Here is a 19,938-nt window from a genome sequence, read left to right on the forward strand (position 1 = left end):
GCGGTGGACTCGATCGACTCGGATGGCTTTTCCTCCCCGGCGGACCTACGCCCGGTATGACCGAGTTCGACATCGTCGACGCGGACGCGATCCGCGATGGGCGGGCGACGGACGCGTACTTCGATCGGACTGAGACGGCCCTGCGGCGAGCGGACCGAAACCCCCGAGTCGTCGCCGAGGTGACGGCAGACCAGTTCCCCGACGGGGAGTTCGAGGCGGTCGCCGGCCTGAAAGACGCCGTCGCGCTGCTCGCCGGTCGCGACGTCGACGTCGACGCGATCCCTGAGGGACGCCTGTTCGACGGCGGGCCGGTGATGCGGATCGAGGGACCGTACCTCGCGTTCGCCCGACTCGAAACGTCGCTTCTGGGGTTCCTCTCGCACGCGTCCGGAATCGCGACCGCCGCGCTCGACTGTCGGATGGCTGCGCCCGATGCGCAGGTGCTCTCGTTCGGCGCGCGACACGTTCACCCCTCGATGGCCGCAGTCGTCGAACGCGCCGCGCTCGTGGGGGGGCTCGACGGGTTCTCGCACGTCGCCGCGGGCGAGCTGATCGGCCGAGAGGCGTCGGGGACGATGCCGCACGCACTCGCGATCTGCTTCGGCCGCGGCGAGCAGGAGGCGGCGTGGCGCGCCTTCGACGAGGCCGTTGACGAATCCGTCCCGCGGATCGCGCTCTGTGACACCTACTCCGACGAGGTCGACGAGGTCCTCCGCGCGGTCGAGACGCTCGGCGATCGGCTCGACGGCGTGCGGCTCGACACCACCGGGTCGCGGCGTGGGGACTTCAGACACATCGTCAGGGAAGTGCAGTGGGAACTCGACGCACGCGGGCACACGGACGTCGACGTGTACGTCTCCGGCGGGCTGGGTCCCGCAGACCTCCGGGAACTCCGCGACGTGGTCGACGGGTTCGGCGTCGGCGGCTACGTCTCGAACGCGGAACCGGTGGACTTCGCGCTCGATCTGGTCAGCGTCGACGGCGAGCCAGCCGCGAAGCGCGGGAAACTCTCGGGCGCGAAAGACGCGTATCGGACCGCCGACGGCGCGCACGCGGTCGGGCTCGCCGACCGACCGGGACCCGCCGACGCCGAGTCGCTCATGGTGCCGGTGATCCGCGACGGCGACGTCGTCGACGACGATCCGTTCGACCTCGACGCCGCGGCGGAGCGCGCGCTCGCAGACGCGGAGGCGGTGGGATACGCGGAGCGACGCGCCGAATAGGCAGCGTCAGTCCGCCGTTGCTGTCTCTCGGCCGTGGAGGGCCTCGGGGTAGTCGTCTCGGAGGGCCGCCGCCGCGTGCTCGCCGCTGATGAGACACATCGGCATTCCGATACCGGGAGCGGTGAACGAGCCGACGTAATAGAGCCCGTCGACTCCGGCTCGGTGACCGGGGCGAAGCGGTCCCGTCTGAAAGAGCGTGTGCGCGAGCCCGAGCGCCGTCCCCTCCGGGTCGCCGTAGCGCTCCGCGAAGTCGCTGACGCAGGCGGTCGTCTCGGAGACGATCCGTCCCCGAAGGTCCACCCCGGTGTGCTCGGCGAGGTCGGCCAACACCGTCTCGCGGTACCGCTCGCGCACGTCCGATCCGTCGTCGAGTCCGGGGGCGATCGGGACCAGCGCGACGACGGCGCTGTGGCCGTCCGGCGCGACCGAATCGTCCGTCTTGGAGGCGACGGAGAGATAGTACGCGGGGTCATCGGGCCAGCGCGGGTCCTCGAAGATGGCCTCGAAGTGGTCGGACCAGTCGGTCGGGAGGACGAGCGAGTGGTGCGCGAGCGGGTCGACGTCTCCCTCGACCCCGAGATACAGCATATACGCGGAGGGAGCGTACGTTCGCTCGTTCCAGTAGCTCGGATCGTGGTCGCGGTCGCTCGGGTCGAGCAGTTCCCGCTCGACGTACGCCGGGTTGGCGTTGCTAACCACGAGGTCGGTTCGTCGCGTCTCCGCCTCGGTTCCGAGTTCGAACTCGCCAGCGCTGCCGTCGATCGACTGCACCTCGACTCCGGTCTCGATCGTGGCCCCCCGTTCGCGGGCGAGATCCGCCAGCGCGTCGACGACGCCGGCGATACCGCCCTCGGGATAGAAGACGTTCATGTTCAAGTCGACGTGACTCATGATGCTGTACAGCGCCGGGGTGTTGTACGGCGACCCGCCGAGAAACACGAGCGTGTACTCCAAGAGCTGTTTGAGCTTCGGATGAGCGACGTACCGGCTCACGTAGTCGTCCATCGTCCCGAACAGGCGATACCGCGGGACGAGCGGGAGCAAGTCCGCGTCCAGATAGTCGCGCACTCGGTCGCGCCCCTCGTAGACGACCCGGTCCATCGCCAGCTCGTAGTTGCGCTCGGCGCGGTCGAGGTACGTCGCGAGCGCGTCTCCGGCACCGGGCTCATACGAGTCGAACACGTCGTGGACGTTCTCGCGATTCGGCCGGACGGTGACGCGGTCGCCGTCCTTCCAGAACACGCGGTACTGCGGGTCGAGCCGCTCCAGCTCGTAGTAGTCCTCGGGGACGCGGTCGAAGTGCCCGAAAAAGCGCTCGAACACGTCCGGCATTAGGTACCACGACGGCCCCGCGTCGAACCGGAACCCATCCCGCTCTATGACCCCCGCGTGGCCGCCGACCCGGTCATGCCGTTCGAGCAGTTCCACGTCACCCCCGGCGTCGGCGAGGTACGCGGCCGCCGCGAGCCCGCCGAACCCGCCGCCGACGACGGTGATCGTCGGGTCGTCACGCAGCTGGTCTGGCATACGCGATCGTACGGACGCCCGAATCATGACAACTGGTACCGTTCCCGTGTCGTGGGATACCCCCCAAATCGGTTTTTTTACGGAATCCGTACGTGTAACGGGATGTCACTGACCGTTCAAAAACGCGTGTGGCGGTCGGTCGGCGGGGCGGACACCCATCCGTCGATCGGGCTCTCGCGGGCGGCGCTCGGAGCGCTCATCGGCGGGTTCGGTGCGCTCGCGCTCGCCGGGATCGCCGTCCCGATCGAAGCGCAAATGGTGATCTACCTCGTGGGAATGATCGCGTTGAACCTCCCGCACGGGGGGTACGAGCACTTCGAGAACCTTCGGCGGCGGCGGCCGTCGTTCCGCTGGCGATACGTCGTCGCCTACCTGACCGCGATCGCCGGGTTCGTCGGACTGTTCCTGATCGCGCCGGTCGCCGGACTCGCGCTCGCGCTGGTCGTCGCGATGGCGAAAGGCGGAATCGGTGGCCTCCGCGTTCTTGAGTCGACCGTCGGAAGCGATCACCTGCGGACGCGACCGCAGCGGGCGCTCGCCGCCGCGGTGCGCGGCGGGGCCGTCATGCTCGTGCCCATGGCGTTTCACACCGATACGTTCTACGCGTTCAGTACGCTCATGGTCGGTATCGTGGAACCGGGGGCGCTCGGGAGTGCGGCCGGACGCGTCGACGCGGTCCGGACGACGATCGTCGTCGGCTACGGTGCCGCGCTCGTCGCGCACGTCGCGCTGGGGTACGTCCGGGGCGGCGGACGGTCGTGGCTCGTCGACGCGAGCGAGACCGTCCTCCTCGCCGCGTACTTCGCCGTCGTCCCGGTGCTCGTCGCCGTCGGGCTCTACTTCCCCTTCTGGTACTCCGCCAGACAGGTCGCCCGGACGGCGACCGTCGAAGCAGAACCCGCCGGCGACGACAAGTGGGACCTCATCGGCGGTGACTCCGTCTCGGCTGCCGCACTGCGGGCGTGGACGCTGATGGCGGTCGGTGCGCTCGCGACCTTCACCGTCATCGCCGCGTTCTACTGGGCGTTTCCGAATCCGTTCGCGGGGTCGGGACTGCTCCCCGGCGCGGTGGCGTTCTGGAGCGTCGCGATCAGTATCATCGCACTCCCGCACGTCGTCGTCGGCGACCTACTCGACACCGAACGAGGGATCTGGTACGTGCCGTGACGTGAGTGCACCCCCGTCTGGGGCGTCGTCTGCGGGTGCGCGAGCGGACACCGCCTGCGCGAGCCGCGTTCGCCGCCGCGTCATCGAACGAAAAGACCCGAGTCTGGTGGGAGAGGCGACCGCTACAGCTCCTCGACTGCGCCGCCGTCGGCGCGCTCTCGGAACACCTGTCCCTCGATGAGCGTCACCATCGTCTCCTCGTCTTCCCACGCGTTCGGCGCGAGCTTGGCCTTCCGGCAGGCGCGCGAGAGGAACTCGGCACCCGACCAGTCGTTCTCTACGGGCACCGTCGGATAGAGCCAGCCGTGGGCGTTGCCGCCGTCGACGGCGATACCGTGGGTGCCGATATCGAGATCCGCGAGGGGATCGTTGGTGAGCACCGTGTTCGAGACGACGAACACGGAGACGGTGAGGTTGTCGAGCTCTTTGGGCTCGACCTCGGACCCGCAGGAGTCGCCGGAGGCGGCCTTGATCGCGGCCTCGACTATCGCGTGGCCGAGCTGGTCGGACGTCTTCCACGCACCGGCACAGCCACGGAGCCGGCCTCGACCGCGCGTGGATTCCAGCCTGACGAACGCGCCAGTTCGGGCGTAAAATGCTTCGCGCATGCTGCCCGGTTGTTCTCGTTGTCCGTGTCGGACGAACGACTCGACCGCCTCCCGCGCGAGTTCGACCGCTCGTGCACCGTCGTCGTACGACAGCTGAACGGTCTGAGCCTCGGACATGAGAGTCCATTACGTTCCTGACGACTTGAACGCTTCCCTTGCCAGCCGGTGTCTCACTTCCGCTCACACGGGCTGTGCGACCGGACCGTCGTCGACGAGCGGATGACAGTAACGAGCGGATGACAGTTATCGGCGAGGGGACGCCGAGTGTCGACGACCGAACCGCTTATTCGCGGCCGACGAAAACGGAGGGACGGACAGAGGGAGCCCGACTCCCGTGCCTCTGGCATGAGGAAAGTCCCCCCACCGGCCGGACAGGCGACCGGGCACACGCCCGGAGTCGGAGACGGCTGGCTCTGGAACAGCAACGACACCCCCCGCCCCGACCGATGATCCGCGTTCGGTCGCTTCGGCGACCGGCGGCGTTCGCGGGGCTACCCGCGAACGAGCGAACCGACCCGCAAGGGAAGGGAGTTAACCCGGTGAGGGCAGACGGGTGGGAACGGATGGAACGGCGAATCCTCGCCGGTGCAAGTCCGCGCCACAAGGTAGTCCGGCCACGGCGCGGACGCTCAGCCGAATGTCGGGACGAACCGAAGGGGGCTTACTCCCCTCAGTCCGCTCGCACGCCGAGCGGCGCGACCGGGGAGACGCACCCGACATCCAACCGAGGTTCGGACGCGCGTTCACACCACGTCGTCGGGGTCGTGTTCGGCAGCCATCCGCGACGCCTCCGCGGCGAACCGCTCGCGCTCGTCGGCCGGCGTCTCGCCGAGGGCGCTCTCGTCGACGTCGCGCCCGGCCGTGATCCCGTCGCCCGTGACGAGCCGCTGTTCGGCCAGTTCCTTCGTGTGCATGCGCTCGCCGTCCTCAGTGGCGTAGGTGAGCCGGACGAGTCCCTTCGAGTCGAACTGGCGGTCGACGAGCCAGACGGTGGTCATACGCGCCCGTGGGTCCCACCGATGGTTAAACGGGACGGTCGGATAGCGGGTCGTCGGGGACGGCCCGTCTCCGTCGAGTCGTCACTCTCTGTCGCTCGGCGTCACTCTCTGTCGCTCGGCGTCACTCTCTGTCGCTCGTCGCCATCGCTTTGTACCGCCTCGCCGAAGCGGTGGACATGTACGTGGAGTTCGACCGCGACACCTGCGTCGGGATGTACCAGTGCGTGGCCGAGTGGGACGCCTTCGAGAAGGACATGACCGACGGGAAAGCCGACCTGCGAGGGAGCGAGGAGCGAGACGAGGACCTGTTCGTCCTCGACGTGCCGGACGGCGAGGAACTCGACGCGAAGTTCGCGGCGCGGACCTGCCCCGTCGACGCGATCGAAGTGTACGACGACGACGGCGAACAGGTCGTCTGATAGGGGGCGAGGCGGCGGCGCGGGCGGCGAGGGCGGCGGGGCAGCGGGGCAGCGGGGCGGCGCGGGCGGCGATGGAGGCGCGGGCGGGAAGGTCCGATCGGCTGGGCTGTCGGCGATCGCCGACCTCACGCCTCCCCAGCCTCGCCGCGGCGGCGCTCACGAACGCCGCCGCGGGCTCCCTCGCGGACGGTCTCGCGGTCGCCGGTGGCGACCGCTCGCCGGCGCGCCGGGGCGGACAGCCCGGCTCCGGTGTTCCGGGTCGTCGTCGGTGCCCGCGCTACGTCGTCGGTATCCGTGCTACAGCCGCTCGGCCAAGTCCTCGGCGAAGTACGTCACGATGAGGTCCGCGCCGGCGCGCTTGATCGACAGCAGCGACTCGTGGGCGGTCTCGGTCAGGTCGAGCCAACCCTTCTCCGCGGCCGCGTGGATCATCGCGTACTCGCCGGAGACGTTGTACGCGGCGATCGGGTGGTCGAACTCCCGGCGGAGGTCGGCGACGATATCGAGGGAGGGGAGCCCGGGTTTTACCATCAGCACGTCCGCGCCCTCCTCGGCGTCGATCCGAGCCTCCCGGAGCGCCTCGCGGCGGTTCGCGGGATCCATCTGGTAGTGCCGGCGGTCGCCGAACGCGGGCGCGCCGTCGGCGGCGTCGCGGAACGGCCCGTAGAAGGCCGACTCGTACTTGACCGCGTAGCTCATGAGCGCCACGTCCTCGTGACCGGCCGCGTCGAGCGCCTCGCGGATCGCCCGGACCTGTCCGTCAGTCATCGCGGAGGGGGCGACCATGTCCGCGCCCGCGTCCGCCTGCGACACCGCGGTACGGGCGAGCAACTCCAGCGTCTCGTCGTTTTTGACGGTGAGCGTCGGGTCCGTCTCCGCCGACGCCTCTATCACGCCGCAGTGGCCGTGATCGGTGTACTCACAGAGGCAGACGTCGCCGATCACGTAGGCGTCGGTCTCAGCGTCGATCCGACGGATCGCGCGCTGGACGACGCCGTCGTCGGCGTGCGCGCGGCTCCCCTCGGCGTCTTTCGACTCGGGGATTCCGAAGACGATGACCGCTTCGACTCCCGTCTCCAGAATCTCTTCGACGCGGGCGGCCGCCTCGTCGACGGGGACGCGCTCGTGGCCGGGCATGGTCTCGATCGGAACGCGCTCGTCGGTCGTCGCGTCGACGAACACGGGCGCGACGAGGTCGGCGGCCGAAAGCGAAGTCTCGCTGACGAGCGGGCGGACGCCGTCGGTCCGGAGCCGCCGCGGCCGGTCGGTCGGGTGCATGGCCGGGGATTGGCCCCGGGCGTCCTTTTATGCTCCGTCCCCGGCGAGCGCGCCAAAAGGAGCGGTCGGACGGTGGATAGAGGGTAGGAGATGGCGTGCGGGAGCAGCGGGCGGGTCCGGCGACGGCGTGAGACGGGAACTACTCCTGTGATTCGATGTCGATCCGGTCGCGGAGCGAGGCGAGTTCGTCGGACTCCGCGAGTTCTTCGACGCGGGCTTTGAAGTGCTCCTCACAGAGTCCGACGACCACGCCGCTCTGTTCGGCCTCGTACGTGGCCTCTCGTTCACAGTAGTGACACCGCATGTCGTCACCTCTATCGGCGTCGGGCTTAACCTTGTTCGTCGATCCGGAGGGTTCGGAACTCGGAGGGAGCGACGAGGCACGGATAGCAGCCGAGTGCGTCGGTTACCGCGGCTCTGGGAAGCGGTCCCGCACCGGCGCGAACGCCTCGGCGGTCAGTCCCGCCTCGCCGAGCGTTCGGGCGTGGGCGTCGCTCCCGCCGGTCAAGAGGAGGGAAGATTCCGCAGCGACCCGCTCAACGCGAGTGTCGTCGACGGGGCGGCCGTACGGATAGAACCGCTCGACTGCGTCCAAGTCGCGGGCGATATCGAGCGCCGCGTCGACGTCGTCGTAGCGGAAGGGATGTGCAAGTCCGACGACCGCGGCCGCCTCGGACAGGAGGTCGACGCCGCGGTCGAGGTCCGTCACCTCGCGGGCGACGTAGCAGGGGCCGTCGTCGCCGATCAGTTCGTCGAAGGCCGCGGCGTAGTCGTACGGAGCGGCCGACTCGTCGATGGCGCGAGCGATGTGCGGGCGGCCGAGCCCGGGACGCGGGTCGAGCCCGAGGTCGATCCCCAACTGCGCCTCGACCGCGTCGCAGATCGCGGCTCCGCGTCGCTTCCGGTCGGTCTGGAGTCGCTCGATCTCCGCGTCGAGCGCCGGCGTGTGTTCGACGCCGTAGCCGAGGAGGTCGACCCGCTCGTCGCCGGCGTCGACGCGCAGTTCGATACCCCGAACGACGTGGACGCCGTCGCGCTCGACCACCGGGGCACCGAGGGCCGGATGGATCCGGTCGTGGTCGGTGACCGCTACCCAGTCCAGCGCCGACTCCCGCGCCGTCGCTACGAGTTCCGCGACGGTCATCGTGCCGTCGGAGACCGTCGTGTGCGCGTGGAGATCCGCGACGATCCGGTCCGTGACCATGGACCGAGTTCGCCGGCGGCGTACTAATCGACGGCGATTGGATCACGGTAACGCGAACCAATATAAGGAACTATAATCGGATTCCCCGAACTAAGGTTATACATGGACAATCATTAAGAACCATCGGCGATTTGGAGTAGTTGATGCGCTTGAACGGCGTCGACGACCGACTCGAACGGCACCAATATCCGACGACCTCGGAAGAACTGATCGCGGCCCACGGGAACGCGACCGTAGAGCTCGCCGACGGCTCCGAGCGTCTCGGAGACGTGCTGGAGCGGTTCGGTGAGCAGACCTTCGACGACGCGGAGGACGTGTTCACGACGCTCCGCGCCGGTGTCTGTCACCGCGGGATCGGTCGGCGGTTCTACTCGGACCGCGACCCGACGACCGACGCCGAAGACGGACCCGCTCCGGTCTCGTTTTGAACAGATAGACAGCCGCTCGTTCCGTTTTTTGCCGATTCCGTCGATACGCTAAGCGACTGCTAGGACAGCCAGTCGATCGCCGGGGAGAGATCTATCGGCAGCGACCCCTTTCGGTATCCCTCCACATGGCCGTCGGGACGCGCGCGGAGCACGACGGCGGGTTTGTGCCGGACGTCCGGTCGCGCCTCGCGGATCCGCGTCCAATCGGACGCGGGAAACGACGAACAGTCGACGAGGAGCGTGACCCCGCCGCCGTGGGCCTCCAGCTGTCCGCTCGTCTTCGTTTCCGCGGTGTCGCGGACCGCTGCGACCGGGTCGCTCGCTGCCCGGGACGACACCGGTTGCGGACGCGTCACCTCGACGAGCGAAGCGCGGCCGGTGTCCGGCTCCGTCGCCCGGAAGTCGAGCGAGTGGCCCGTAGTCACCTCGATCTCGGGCGTGACCTCGTACCCGGAGTCAGAAAGGAGCCACGCGGCGGTGAACTCGGCGATGGCGGCGCTCATCCGGACGACATCGGGCGAGACGGAGGTCCCGAGCTTTCCGGCCATCGTTTCGCGATACGGGTCGAGCGTGCCGGGCCGGAGCGTCCGTTCGACGAAGCCGGTCCCCTCCTCGCGGGTCGCGTCGGGGAATCCGGCGGCGTGGTCGCGGAAGAACGCGCGGGTCGTCTCCGCACCGTCCTTTGAACAGAACACCGGGAGAAAGTACCACGAGACGTGAGGATACGCGGCGAGCCACGGCTCGTCGTCGTGAAGCGCAGCGAGCAGCTCGCGTTGGGTCCACCGCGAGACGGGGTACGGAACCGCGTCGAAACCGTACTTGTCCGTCCGCCAGAGTTCGCTCGGCGTCTCGGTGTTGCCGATCCAGTACCCCGCCGGTCCGCCGGAGACGCCGGGCGGCGGATCACCGTCGTCGTCGGTCCAACAGAACAGCGCGAACGAGCCGTCGTCCATGTCGAACCGGCGGGCGTCGTACCCCGGGGGCGAGCCGAACCACGGGCTCCCGGCGGTCGCTCCGAGATTTTCGTCGAGCGGCCGTTCGAGCGTCGAGCGAACGCGGTCGGCGTCCCAGCGGCCCGGGGCGCGCCTGAATCGGAGCGGTTGTGCCACGGCGAGTATACCGCGGCCCGTGATTAATTCGTTCCGGTGAGGCGAGACGCGTGTGGGTGGAAAAGCGCACTCCGACGGCGTCCACGCCGTCGCGTTCCGTCGAGAGATCGTCACGCGGTCGTTCGTTTCAGCACCGAGGTAGTTCACCGATACATATTTACCAGACAGCTTCCAAGTGAAGTTGTACCATGTCAATGGGTGCCTATGACGAGGCCGAGCACGAGCGTCGCGAGAAGAAGACCAGCGAAGTCGACGCCGATTTCGACGCCGAGCGCCCGGAGTATTCCGGGTCGCTCACGTACGACTCCGGCGATTCCGCGGAGGCACTCCTCGACAAGTTTCAAGAGCTGAACGGCGCGTGACCGGAGCGGACGGAGTCTTTTGCAGTTTGATCGGTGAGACGGCCCCGCGCCGTCCGGCTCGATCGGGTCGCGACTGCCACCTGATCGCCGCACTCGACACTGCGATCGATGCCGTACTCACAGCACACCGGCACCGTACTCACGACAGCACGATCGCCGCCGTACAGACGATCGCGACCGCGAGAACGTGACCGACGACCGCGCCGAGCAGTATCGGTTCGGTGAGCAGAAACGGGACGAGAACGAGCTGCAGCGCGGAGAATCCGATGTTTTCGGCGTCGAGCCGGCGAACCGTCGCGGTCGCGTCGGAATCTAAATCGATGTGGACCGCGCGCCACAGCGCGACGACGGCGCTCCACCACGAAGTGCCGATCCGGTACGTCAGGTCCCACAAGATGAGAAGCGTGAGGTAGACGACCGGAACCGGAGGGTCCGCCCCGAACAGCCGGTCGATGAGAGTTCCGTCCCAGGCGAACAGATACGTCATGAGCGCGATGAACGCCAGCACGCCCAACACGATCTCGATGCTCGACCCGAACAGGAGGCGTTTGTGCGACGGGGGAGTCGGAAGCAGTCGGTTCCGCTCGCCCAGCCGGTGCATCTCGACGCTCCCGGCGGCCGCGACGACCACCGCGACCGTCCCGGCGGCGACCGCGTTCCAGACGCCGTAGTACCACCCGAGCGTCAGGACGCCGATCTGAAACAGGACGAACTGGACCGCGACCGCGAGCGTTCGGGAGAGGCCCAGTCCCGGGATGCCGCCGACGAGACTCTCGTACACCCACGTTTCGCCGTACTCACGCGTCATGACGACAGCGCTCCCTCGTCGGCGTCGCGGTCGCGATCCGACGACGGCTCGCCCGTTCGACACTCGTCGATAGCGCGCGCCACGGCGACGGAAAACGGGGTCAACTCGACCGGAACGATCTCTCGAATTCGATCGTCCTCGACGATCACGGTGTTCCGGAGTCCCTCCACCAGCGAGCGGGCCAAGTAGGGGTTCACGTCGGTGACGAACCGGAGCCACGCCGCGGAAAGATCCGGACTCAACACCGGTGCCCTGAGAATTCGCAGGCGATGTCCGAGCTGTCGGCGTGTCGTCCGGAGTATCTCGGCGTACGTCAGCACGTCCGGCCCGCCGATCTCGAAGGTGTCGTCCGCCGTCTCCGGTGCCGTGAGAGCGCCGAGGAGGTACGCAATCACGTCGTCGATCGCGATCGGTTGGCACAGGGTGTCGACCCACTTCGGCGTGATCATCACCGGAAGCCGCCGCGAGAGGTCGTAGATCACCTCGAAGCTGGCGCTTCCGGCACCGACGATGATGGCCGCCCGGAGGGTCGTGAGCGCCGGTTCGCCGTCGGCGAGAATGCGCTCGACCGCGCGCCGGGACCGGAGGTGGTCGGAGAGTTCCGTGCGGTCCTCGCCGAGGCCGCCGAGGTAGAGAATTCGTTCGACGCCTTCGTTCGACGCCGCGTCGACGAAGTGACGCGCGCACCGCTGGTCTCGTTCGGCGTACCCGGGACCACCGTCCATCGAGTGGACGAGGTAGTAGGCCGCGTCGACGGGGACGCCGTCGTCGGTCCTGAAGGCGGGCGGGAGCGTCTCCGGTTCGAGGAGGTCGCCCTCGACGACGCGGACGCCATCGGGCGGCGCGTACGCGGAAGCGTTCCGGACGAGAGCGGTCACCTCGTGACCCCTGTCGAGCAGCGCCGGAACGAGTCGGCTCCCTACGAAGCCGGTCGCGCCGGTGACGAGCACTCGCATAGATATCCATCGGACCGGCGGACAATAATCCCCCACCCCCGGACGGACGCGATGAGGACCGTACGAGACGGCGAGGTCGACGAGCGAGCGGCCGGGAGGGGAGACCGATTGCTAAAAGAGGTCCCGGAGCGGTGGTGTCGGCATGCACGCTGGAGCGTTCGAACCGGTCCGCGGCGTCGACGACCTGTACGTCCACGACACCGGGATGTTCGACACGGACGAGTACGGGGCGGTGTACGTGTACGACACGGAGCGACCGATCGTCGTCGATACCGGAACCGGCGGGAACCGAGAGGCGCTGTTCGAGACCATAGCGGAGATCGGGATCGGTCGGGACGACCTCGCCTGGATACTGGCGACCCACGCGCACCTCGACCACGCGGGCGGTGCGGGCCACCTCGCCGAACGCTATCCCGACGCGGAGGTTCTCGTCCCGGAGAAAGGCGTCAGACACCTCGTCGACCCGGCGGCGCTCGTTGAGGGGACGAAGTCCGCGGTCGGAGACCAGTGGAGGTACTACGACGACCCCGCGCCGGTCCCGGAAGATCGGATCTCGGGACTCGCCGAGGGAGACCGGATCGATCTCGGTGAGCGAGAACTGGTCGTCTACGAAGCGCCCGGACACGCACCACACCACGCGGTGTACCACGACCCGGACGCAGACGTCGTCTTCGCGGCCGACGGTGCCGGGATATACGTCCCCGAAGTCGACGAGATCGTCGCGACGAGTCCGCCGCCGCAGTTCGACCTCGATCAGTGTCTCGACGACATCCAGACGATCGACGACCTCGATCCCGAGTACGTCTGTTTCGGCCACTTCGGTCCCCGTGAGTACGATCCGGTGCTGGCCGGCGAGGCCAAGCGCGCGTACGTGGAGTGGGTCGAAGCCGTCCGGGCGAAACGCGAGGAACTGAGCGACGACGACGCGGTCGTCGAACACTTCGAGACCGCGAGCCGAGACGCCGACTACTGGAATCCGGAACGTGCGCGCGCGAACGCCAGTCTGAACACGCGTGGCGTCCTCGCGTACCTCGATTACGTCGATGACGGAAAGTGATCGAACCGATCCGGTCTCCGTAACACCGACGTGACGAGGTCGCTGATAGGAGCGCCGACGGAAACGTCCTAAACCCTCGGCCACTACACGCCGAAGTAGATGGGCATCTTCGACACGATCCGCGCCGTGTTCGGGACGAGCGCCGAGACGGACGCGACGCGAGAGGCCGACCCCGAGGACCTCTTCGGAATGTCGACCGCGTACATGACGATGGAAGCCGACCTCGGCTACGACCACTGCGGTGAGGCAGCGCTGTGTTTCTCCGGCGTCGATAGTACCCGCTTCGACGACGCCGTCGAGACGGTTGAGGCGATCCTCGAAGCGGGAGAGATCGACACCGGGACCGGATTCCACCGCCACGAGGACGACCACGGCTACGAGTGGTTCGTGCTCGAAGACGACGACCCGGAGGACCTCGTGACGAGCATCCACTTCGCCGCCGACCAGTTCATCGAGGAGGGGTTCGGTTCGCGGCTGCTCGCTGCGATCTTCGGCTTCGAGAGCGGCGACGGCCCAGCCTACTGGATCTACTCGTTCCGCCGCGGCGCGTACTACCCGTTCGCCCCGCGGGGGACGAACGACCGGAACCAGCGGATCGAGTTCAAGCTCCAGTCGGTCCTCGACGGCGAACTCGGCCTCGAAGACGACGAGTCGTACTGGTACCCACTGTGGCCGGACGAACCGGGGGACCACCCGTGGGAGTGAGTCGACATGTGGCTGCGAACCGACCCATGGGTGCGGACCGATGAGCGACGAAACGGACTCACCGACCGTGAGACGCGATACCCGACGAAAGCGAATTCTCCGAGGTGTCGCCGTCCAGACCGCGGTCGCCGCCGCGGCGATCCACCTGCTGTGGGCGTGGCCGCGGCTCGCGGCGCCGCCCGACGCGCGCCCGTACCTCTTCGTCGCCGGGAGCGCGCTGGCCGTGGCGGTCGCCGCCGCGACCCTCCGGGGCGGGGAGTACCGCCGGCTGTACGCGCTCGGCGCGGGGACGCTCGGGACCTTCCTCGTCGGCTACCTCGCGTGGCACGGCGCAGACGCCCTCGCGACGCTCTCTGCGGACGCCATCGCTATCGCCGCGGCGGTCGTCGAACTCGGCGGGCTCGGAGCTTACCTCGCGCTGTATCGGCTCGCGCCGCCGACGAGCGTCGCGGTCGAGCGGCGACGAGGCGGAGACGAGACCGACCGTGGAGACGAATCCGAGCACGACGGCCGCGAGGAGGCCGTCCCGTGACAGAGGCGTATCGAACGGTCGCCGAACGCGCGACCGCGCGGTTCGACGTTCAGGGCTCGGAGTTCTTCGGGCACGTCGCGCCGGTCGACGCGGTCGACGAGGCGGAGGCGTTCATCGAGGCGGTCGCCCACGAGTACGACGACGCGACTCATAACGTGCCGGCCTATCGGGTGCCCGCCAGCGAGCCCTCCGGGCGCGTTTCCGAGGCCGAGGTGATGCTCAGAGAGTACTCGTCGGACGACGGCGAGCCGACCGGCTCGGCCGGAAAGCCGGCGCTGAACGTGCTCCAGCAGCGGGAGATCCGAAACGTCGTTGCGGTGGTAACGCGGTACCACGGTGGACCGAACCTCGGCGTCGGCGGTCTCGCACGCGCCTACTCGCGCGCGGTGAAGGACGGCGTCGACGCGGCCGGAGTGATCGAGGAGCGGCCGCACCGCACTCTCGGCGTCGGGACCGAGTACGACGACTCGGGGACGGTCCGAGGCGTGATCGAGTCGACGGGAGTGGAGTTCGACGCCGACTACGGCGAGCGGGTGCGATTCGAGCTTCGGGTGCCGGTCGATGAAGTGACCGAACTGGTCGAGCGGCTCAACGACGCGACGAGCGGTCGGGTGGAGATCGATCGATAGCCGACGGGATCGTCAGTGTGGCGAACAGGCGACGCCAGCGGAGTCTCCGCGGTGGTGCGTCGCACTCCCGCTCAGTGCACCGCAGACGGCTGTCAACTCACGGGGACGGTGGCCGCGGTATCCAAGTTGAACTGTCGGATCCGACGGAGGTGAATTCGAAGGAAACAGACGGCTTACGTGAACTTCCGGACCGTCATATCGAGGGTGTCGAGATCGAGAATGGGAGCGTACCCGGCGTCGGGGTCGATGTTGACGGACTTCTGGAAGTCAGTTTGAGCCTGCCAGCAGCCGGAGTTGACCGCGAGGACGTTGTGGTATTTTCCCCAGCCGAGCTTGTGAACGTGACCGGTGTGGAACACATCCGGAACGTCATCGATGACGAGGTAGTCCCGTTCTTCGGGTGCAACGCGGGTATGCCCGCCGAACTGTGGGGCGACGTGTCGTTTTTTAAGCAGTTGATACATCGCCTTGTGCGGCTCGTCGTAACTCGCCTTCTCCTCGGGCAACTCCGCTATCACCTCGTCGAGCGAGACGCCGTGGTACATCAGCACGTCGACCCCCTCGACGGTGACGGTAGCCGGGTTCGAGACGATCCGCGCGTCGTGGACGTCCATGATCGAGCGAAGTTCGTCGTTGAACCCCGGCTGCGGCTCCGCGAGCCGGACGGCGTCGTGGTTGCCCGGGATCATCACGATCTCCGTGTCTCCGGGCACTTCCTTGAGGTACTCTGCGAATGCTTCGTACTGTTCGTAGATGTCGACGATCTCCAGTTCCTCGTCCTGATTCGGGTAGACGCCGACGCCCTCGACCATATCGCCGGCGAGGAGCAGGTACTCGACCGGCTCCGCTTCGGGAGTGTGAAGCCAGTCGGTAAAGCGGCTCCAGGCGTCGGCCATGAACTCCTCGCTGCCGACGTGGATATCGGAGATGAGCGCGGCCTGGACGTGGCGGTCGGCCGCACCGGTCTGATGGGTCCGCGGAACGTCTGGGAAGTGAAGCGAGTCTGCGAACAAGATGCCGGAATCGTCGGCGAGTGTCCCCTCGACCGCGAGACATTCGTCCATGAGAATCTCGTCGACGACGTCGGCAAGCCCCTTGTCTTTCATGATCAGCGCCGGGAAGGTCCCGGTCGTGTCCTCCAGTTCGACGAGCCAGTGCCCGGACTTCGTCGACCGGACGTCGTTGACTAATCCGATCATCGCGGCGTCGCTCCCGCCCGGCATGCCCGCGATGGCTTCGGCGGGTCGGTGATTGACGCGTCCGCGGAGGAGTTTCGAGAGCCGCTCGTAGCGGTCTCTGAAGGTTCGGACGAAGTCCGCGTACTCGCCTGTCCCAGTGCTGTGTCCCGTCATGTCGTTTCCGACCGAGATCTCACGCTGGGCGGCGTCCCCGTTCCGGTTCGGTCCCGTGGTAGACCCCTCCGTTTCGACTGGAGATTGATGGGACGGAGCGGCAGCGTCAGTAGAGGTTTTAACCCTCTGCGTGGAGGGTTTCTCACTTGTGTCGGCCGAATCGGAATGTGCAGCGGACGAACCGGGAGACCGATCGCCGGCAGTTTCCCGGACGTGATCCGCGGTGATTCGGAGGGCGTCGTCGGGAGCCGTGTCGACGGCGGCATCGATGGCGGCCGCCGGGTCGGGTTCGTTTGCCAACAGTGTGACTGCTTCACGTTCGGCGTTGTATCCCCGGTTGGCTAGCTCCTTGACGATACGAGCGTTGGACTCCAGCGGCACAGAGACCGAAAGGGGAGTACCGCTCAAAACGGTTCCGGGACCGATCGGAGCGGACCCGGAAGCTTATGACCGAAACCCCGCAACCTGACTGCAATGGACGAAGGGGATCGGACGAGGTCGGACGAAGAACACTCCGACGGAGCCGATCTGGGGGAGGACGAATCGGTGGAGGACGGCGAGCTGCTGGAGGATGATGAACCAGTGGGGGACATCGGAGTGAGAGAGCGGGACGGCGCGATGAGGAGAGATAGAGCCTCGAATTCGTCCGGCTGGACGGATCGCCGGGAGGCGACGCAGCCCGATGGGAACGGAGTAGATTCGGATCGAGAACTGTGGGATCGGTTCCGACACGACAGGGAGGGCGCGCTGATGTGGATTCGAGAGATACTCTCAAGCGTCGCGATCGTGCTCGCGGTCGGGTTGCTTCTCTTCGGTGTCAGTGGCGTGTGGCCGCCGATGGTCGCCGTCGAATCCGGAAGCATGGAGCCGAACATGGAAGTCGGCGATCTGGTGTTCGTCACGGAGCCGGGGCGGCTCGCACCCGACGCCGCGGCTAACGAGATCGGTGTCGTGACGTACGACGTCGGCGAACGGGTCGACTATCGGACGTTCGGCTCCTACGGATCGGTGGTGATCTATCAGCCGCCGGGGCGGACGGCCTCGCCGATCATCCACCGAGCGATGTTTCACGTGGACGGGGGCGAGAACTGGTACGATAGGGCCGACAGCGCGTATCACAGCGCCGAGAGCTGCAGTGACCTCCGCAACTGTCCAGCCCCGCACGACGGCTACATCACGCTCGGGGACAACAACGGTGTCTACGACCAAGCGAGGGGGATCGCCGAGCCGGTCAAACGCGAGTGGGTGACTGGTGTGGCTCGGGTCCGCGTCCCGTACCTCGGATACGTTCGGTTGGTTGCCACGGGGAAAGCGGAGCCGAGAGATGCGATCGACGCGGTCGCCGGGTGATATGTGAGAGAAAGCGTGAGAGGGTCCGCGCGGGCAGCGCCGTTTTGTTAGTTGTCGAACCGAGCCTGTACGAAGGGCTGAGCGTTTTCGATATCGCCGAGTCGCGAGTCCGAAAGGAGGACCGCTTCCGTCTCTTCGACCGGAACCGAGAGCCCCATCTCTTTGGTCCGGCCGTAGCGACCCTTCGAGACGACGACGGCGTTGACGATGCCGAGCATGTCGAGTTCACTGATGAGGTCGGTGACGCGGCGTTGGGTGAGGACGTCGGCGTCTATCTCTTCGCACAACCGCTTGTAGATGTTGAACACCTCTCCGGTGTTGATGTTGTGAACGCCGTTCTTTTCGAGGAGAATAACCGCGAACAAGACGATCTTGCTCTGTGTAGGAAGCGTCCGGACGACTTCGACGACGCGATCGAGTTCGATCTTGTCCTGTGCCTGCCGCACATGCGTTTCGGCGACGACTTCGGCCTGTGAACGTTCTGCGAGTTCGCCGGCGGTACGGAGAAGGTCGAGTGCGCGCCGGGCGTCACCGTGTTCCTGGGCGGCGAAGGCCGCACACAGCGGAATCACGTCGTCGGTGAGCGCGTCCTGTTTGAACGAGATGTCAGCGCGGTGCTGGAGGATATCTCTGAGCTGGTTCGCGTCGTACGGCGGGAAGACTATCTCTTCTTCACCGAGGCTCGATTTGACTCGTGGGTCGAGGAAGTCGGTGAACTTCAGGTCGTTAGAGATACCCATGATGGAGATGCGCGAGCGGTCGAGTTCGGAGTTCATCCGGGAGAGATTATACAGCGTGTCGTCACCGCTCTTTTCGACGAGTTTGTCGATCTCATCGAGCATGATCACGACCACGCGCTCGTGGTAGTCGACGGCCTCGAAGAACGTGGAGTAGACGCGGTCTGTCGGCCAGCCAGTCATGGGAACTTCCTCCATCTCGTCGGCGTCGGTCTCAAGCTCCGCGATGCGGGCGTCGAGCTCGTCGACGGTCGAAAACTCCGTCCCGGTGAGCGTGTTGGGGTCGTCGTCGGCCGCAGTACGGAGGTCTCGTAGACGGTCCAGTCGGTCGGAGATAACCTGCTGGTTCTTTTCAATAAAGGTGTTCGCGAGCTGGGCCAGCACGCGGTACTGGGTGTCGGTTACCTCGCAGTTGATATACTCGACTTCACACGGAACGTCGTACTTCTGTGACGTCGACTCGAGTTCCTGTGAGACGAACTTCGCGGACGCCGTTTTTCCGGTGCCCGTCTTGCCGTAAATGAGGATGTTAGACGGGGTTTCACCGCGGAGAGCAGAGACGAGGATCGTCGCCATCCGGTTGATTTGATCGTTCCGGTGAGGCAGTTCGTGCGGGGTGTACGAGGGGCGAAGTACCTCCTTGTTCTCGAAGATGGGCTCACCCGAGAGGAGGTCGTCGAACAGCCCTTGATTGTCCTCTTCGTCGTCGAGGACGACACCGTCGAAGTCGACGTCTGGCGACGACCTGTCTCTGCCGCCACTGCCGACGTCGATATCGCCGCCCGTCGTGCTCGTGATGCCAGAAGAGACACCATCGGGAACGTCCGAGTCGGGGGTCACCGAAGCAGATTCGTTCGAGGTGGGGTCGACAGGAGCGTCGAGATCACGGTCAGACGCGGGGGGAGTTGGTGGCGTGGACGTCTCATCCGTGGACGGAGAATGTGCCGGCGACGACGACGATTTGTTAGCGCCGGTGTCGGGCTCGTCTGACGTCTCGGACGATCCCTCGGTGGACTGGTCGACGTCTCCCGATTCGTCCGCCTGCGGTGTGTGTTCGTTTTCGTCCATGTAACCCCTCTGTTTCAGGTGGAAGATCCGCACGCGCGGATGAAGTGTGCTGTGTACTGCGTTGAAACCTCGACATTCAACGATTGCGTTCGTTCAATGTGTCCAGTTGATGCAGTCGAACCAGACGAATAGGTGGCACAAAAGTGTTGCTCTCCAGATCCGATACGATGGAAGCAGCCAGACGAATACACTATTGTATTGAATACAGAGTTGCCGCTCGAACTGAAGTTTGAACTCGCGGTTGAACCACTTACAGCGTCCGCTATCACACCCATCCACAGCGGACGCCGTCACAATGGAGCGACGTCCGCGTTTGGGGCGGAGGTATCGATGGGTTGGAATCGGATACACACCGCATGGTGGCAACCGGAATCCGACGACCAGCGTGGGGATGTCGGAGAAGTGGCCTCCCGTGGCTTTT

21 protein-coding genes and 1 other RNA gene are annotated in these 19,938 nt (G+C 66.6%); 11 read left to right on the forward strand and 11 right to left on the reverse strand.

Going from position 1 to position 19,938, the window contains the following annotated elements:
- The first annotated feature begins 56 nt into the window (after positions 1 to 56).
- Positions 57 to 1,223 (forward strand): nicotinate phosphoribosyltransferase, encoded by a 1,167-nt coding sequence (locus EP28_RS10495; protein ID WP_049983988.1) that lies wholly within the window; start codon positions 57 to 59, stop codon positions 1,221 to 1,223.
- A gap of 6 nt (positions 1,224 to 1,229) precedes the next feature.
- On the opposite strand, the gene EP28_RS10500 is transcribed toward EP28_RS10495, so the two are convergent.
- On the reverse strand, positions 1,230 to 2,750 hold the full coding sequence (locus EP28_RS10500; RefSeq protein WP_049983989.1) for a phytoene desaturase family protein: 1,521 nt from the start codon (positions 2,748 to 2,750) through the stop codon (positions 1,230 to 1,232).
- Positions 2,751 to 2,852: 102 nt separating this feature from the next.
- On the opposite strand from EP28_RS10500, the gene EP28_RS10505 reads away from it, so the two are divergent.
- Entirely contained in the window at positions 2,853 to 3,917 is a 1,065-nt protein-coding gene (locus EP28_RS10505) for a Brp/Blh family beta-carotene 15,15'-dioxygenase (protein ID WP_049983990.1), read from the forward strand.
- A gap of 122 nt (positions 3,918 to 4,039) precedes the next feature.
- Here EP28_RS10505 and EP28_RS10510 read toward each other — a convergent pair whose 3' ends face one another.
- Positions 4,040 to 4,642 carry a TIGR00296 family protein gene (locus EP28_RS10510; protein ID WP_049983991.1) on the reverse strand — a complete coding sequence of 201 codons (603 nt, stop codon included), beginning with the start codon at positions 4,640 to 4,642 and terminating at the stop codon, positions 4,040 to 4,042.
- A 196-nt stretch (positions 4,643 to 4,838) separates the two neighbouring features.
- Here EP28_RS10510 and rnpB point away from each other — a divergent pair.
- An RNA gene (rnpB, locus tag EP28_RS10665) (RNase P RNA component) lies at positions 4,839 to 5,201 on the forward strand.
- A 67-nt stretch (positions 5,202 to 5,268) separates the two neighbouring features.
- Here the strand turns inward: rnpB and EP28_RS10515 are convergent.
- Complete coding sequence (locus EP28_RS10515) at positions 5,269 to 5,523, reverse strand: DUF7967 family protein (RefSeq protein ID WP_049983992.1); 255 nt, start codon at positions 5,521 to 5,523, stop codon at positions 5,269 to 5,271.
- Positions 5,524 to 5,699: 176 nt separating this feature from the next.
- Here EP28_RS10515 and EP28_RS10520 point away from each other — a divergent pair, with 176 nt between their 5' ends.
- Positions 5,700 to 5,942, forward strand: a complete 243-nt coding sequence (locus EP28_RS10520) for a ferredoxin (protein WP_049983993.1) — start codon at positions 5,700 to 5,702, stop codon at positions 5,940 to 5,942.
- A gap of 297 nt (positions 5,943 to 6,239) precedes the next feature.
- Here the strand turns inward: EP28_RS10520 and hemB are convergent, their stop codons facing one another.
- From hemB to EP28_RS10530, 3 genes are all read right to left on the reverse strand, one after another.
- Entirely contained in the window at positions 6,240 to 7,220 is a 981-nt protein-coding gene (gene hemB / locus EP28_RS10525) for a porphobilinogen synthase (protein ID WP_049983994.1), read from the reverse strand.
- Positions 7,221 to 7,359: 139 nt separating this feature from the next.
- Positions 7,360 to 7,524 (reverse strand): DUF6757 family protein, encoded by a 165-nt coding sequence (locus EP28_RS14420; RefSeq protein WP_196219635.1) that lies wholly within the window; start codon positions 7,522 to 7,524, stop codon positions 7,360 to 7,362.
- Between the two features lie 102 nt (positions 7,525 to 7,626).
- Entirely contained in the window at positions 7,627 to 8,424 is a 798-nt protein-coding gene (locus EP28_RS10530) for a PHP domain-containing protein (RefSeq protein ID WP_049983995.1), read from the reverse strand.
- Positions 8,425 to 8,567: 143 nt separating this feature from the next.
- Between EP28_RS10530 and EP28_RS10535 the strand changes: the two genes are divergently transcribed.
- Entirely contained in the window at positions 8,568 to 8,852 is a 285-nt protein-coding gene (locus EP28_RS10535; protein ID WP_049983996.1) for a DUF5789 family protein, read from the forward strand.
- A gap of 59 nt (positions 8,853 to 8,911) precedes the next feature.
- Here the strand turns inward: EP28_RS10535 and EP28_RS10540 are convergent, their stop codons facing one another.
- Positions 8,912 to 9,961 (reverse strand): DUF5784 family protein, encoded by a 1,050-nt coding sequence (locus EP28_RS10540; RefSeq protein ID WP_049984022.1) that lies wholly within the window; start codon positions 9,959 to 9,961, stop codon positions 8,912 to 8,914.
- 194 nt (positions 9,962 to 10,155) lie between these two features.
- Between EP28_RS10540 and EP28_RS14200 the strand changes: the two genes are divergently transcribed.
- Positions 10,156 to 10,323 carry a DUF5786 family protein gene (locus EP28_RS14200; protein ID WP_230455336.1) on the forward strand — a complete coding sequence of 56 codons (168 nt, stop codon included), beginning with the start codon at positions 10,156 to 10,158 and terminating at the stop codon, positions 10,321 to 10,323.
- 139 nt (positions 10,324 to 10,462) lie between these two features.
- On the opposite strand, the gene EP28_RS10545 is transcribed toward EP28_RS14200, so the two are convergent.
- Both EP28_RS10545 and EP28_RS10550 read right to left on the reverse strand, forming a co-directional pair.
- Positions 10,463 to 11,131: a DUF7530 family protein gene (locus tag EP28_RS10545; protein WP_049984023.1), complete on the reverse strand. Its 669-nt coding sequence runs from the start codon at positions 11,129 to 11,131 to the stop codon at positions 10,463 to 10,465.
- A complete protein-coding gene (locus EP28_RS10550; protein ID WP_049983997.1) occupies positions 11,128 to 12,087 on the reverse strand; it encodes an NAD(P)H-binding protein in 960 nt (319 codons plus the stop codon). The genes EP28_RS10545 and EP28_RS10550 overlap by 4 nt, the downstream gene beginning before the upstream one ends.
- A 142-nt stretch (positions 12,088 to 12,229) precedes the next feature.
- Here EP28_RS10550 and EP28_RS10555 point away from each other — a divergent pair, with 142 nt between their 5' ends.
- From EP28_RS10555 to EP28_RS10570, 4 genes are all read left to right on the forward strand, one after another.
- Positions 12,230 to 13,144, forward strand: a complete 915-nt coding sequence (locus tag EP28_RS10555) for an MBL fold metallo-hydrolase (protein WP_049983998.1) — start codon at positions 12,230 to 12,232, stop codon at positions 13,142 to 13,144.
- 99 nt (positions 13,145 to 13,243) lie between these two features.
- Positions 13,244 to 13,849, forward strand: coding sequence for a PspA-associated protein PspAB (locus tag EP28_RS10560; protein WP_049983999.1), 606 nt, complete (start codon positions 13,244 to 13,246; stop codon positions 13,847 to 13,849).
- Positions 13,850 to 13,889: 40 nt separating this feature from the next.
- Positions 13,890 to 14,381, forward strand: a complete 492-nt coding sequence (locus EP28_RS10565; protein WP_049984000.1) for a hypothetical protein — start codon at positions 13,890 to 13,892, stop codon at positions 14,379 to 14,381.
- On the forward strand, positions 14,378 to 15,010 hold the full coding sequence (locus tag EP28_RS10570; protein ID WP_049984001.1) for an IMPACT family protein: 633 nt from the start codon (positions 14,378 to 14,380) through the stop codon (positions 15,008 to 15,010). Before EP28_RS10565 ends, EP28_RS10570 begins: the two co-directional genes overlap by 4 nt.
- A 173-nt stretch (positions 15,011 to 15,183) precedes the next feature.
- Here EP28_RS10570 and EP28_RS10575 read toward each other — a convergent pair whose 3' ends face one another.
- Complete coding sequence (locus EP28_RS10575; RefSeq protein ID WP_049984002.1) at positions 15,184 to 16,743, reverse strand: DNA-directed DNA polymerase II small subunit; 1,560 nt, start codon at positions 16,741 to 16,743, stop codon at positions 15,184 to 15,186.
- A gap of 93 nt (positions 16,744 to 16,836) precedes the next feature.
- On the opposite strand from EP28_RS10575, the gene EP28_RS10580 reads away from it, so the two are divergent.
- The gene (locus EP28_RS10580) at positions 16,837 to 17,712 is read left to right on the forward strand and encodes a S24/S26 family peptidase (RefSeq protein ID WP_049984003.1); all 876 of its coding nucleotides are present in this window, start codon (positions 16,837 to 16,839) and stop codon (positions 17,710 to 17,712) included.
- A gap of 47 nt (positions 17,713 to 17,759) precedes the next feature.
- On the opposite strand, the gene EP28_RS10585 is transcribed toward EP28_RS10580, so the two are convergent.
- Positions 17,760 to 19,517 carry a Cdc6/Cdc18 family protein gene (locus EP28_RS10585; RefSeq protein WP_049984004.1) on the reverse strand — a complete coding sequence of 586 codons (1,758 nt, stop codon included), beginning with the start codon at positions 19,515 to 19,517 and terminating at the stop codon, positions 17,760 to 17,762.
- Positions 19,518 to 19,938 lie beyond the last annotated feature (421 nt).

It is taken from the genome of Halorubrum sp. BV1 (assembly GCF_000746205.1).
In the GTDB taxonomy this organism is placed as follows: domain Archaea; phylum Halobacteriota; class Halobacteria; order Halobacteriales; family Haloferacaceae; genus Halorubrum.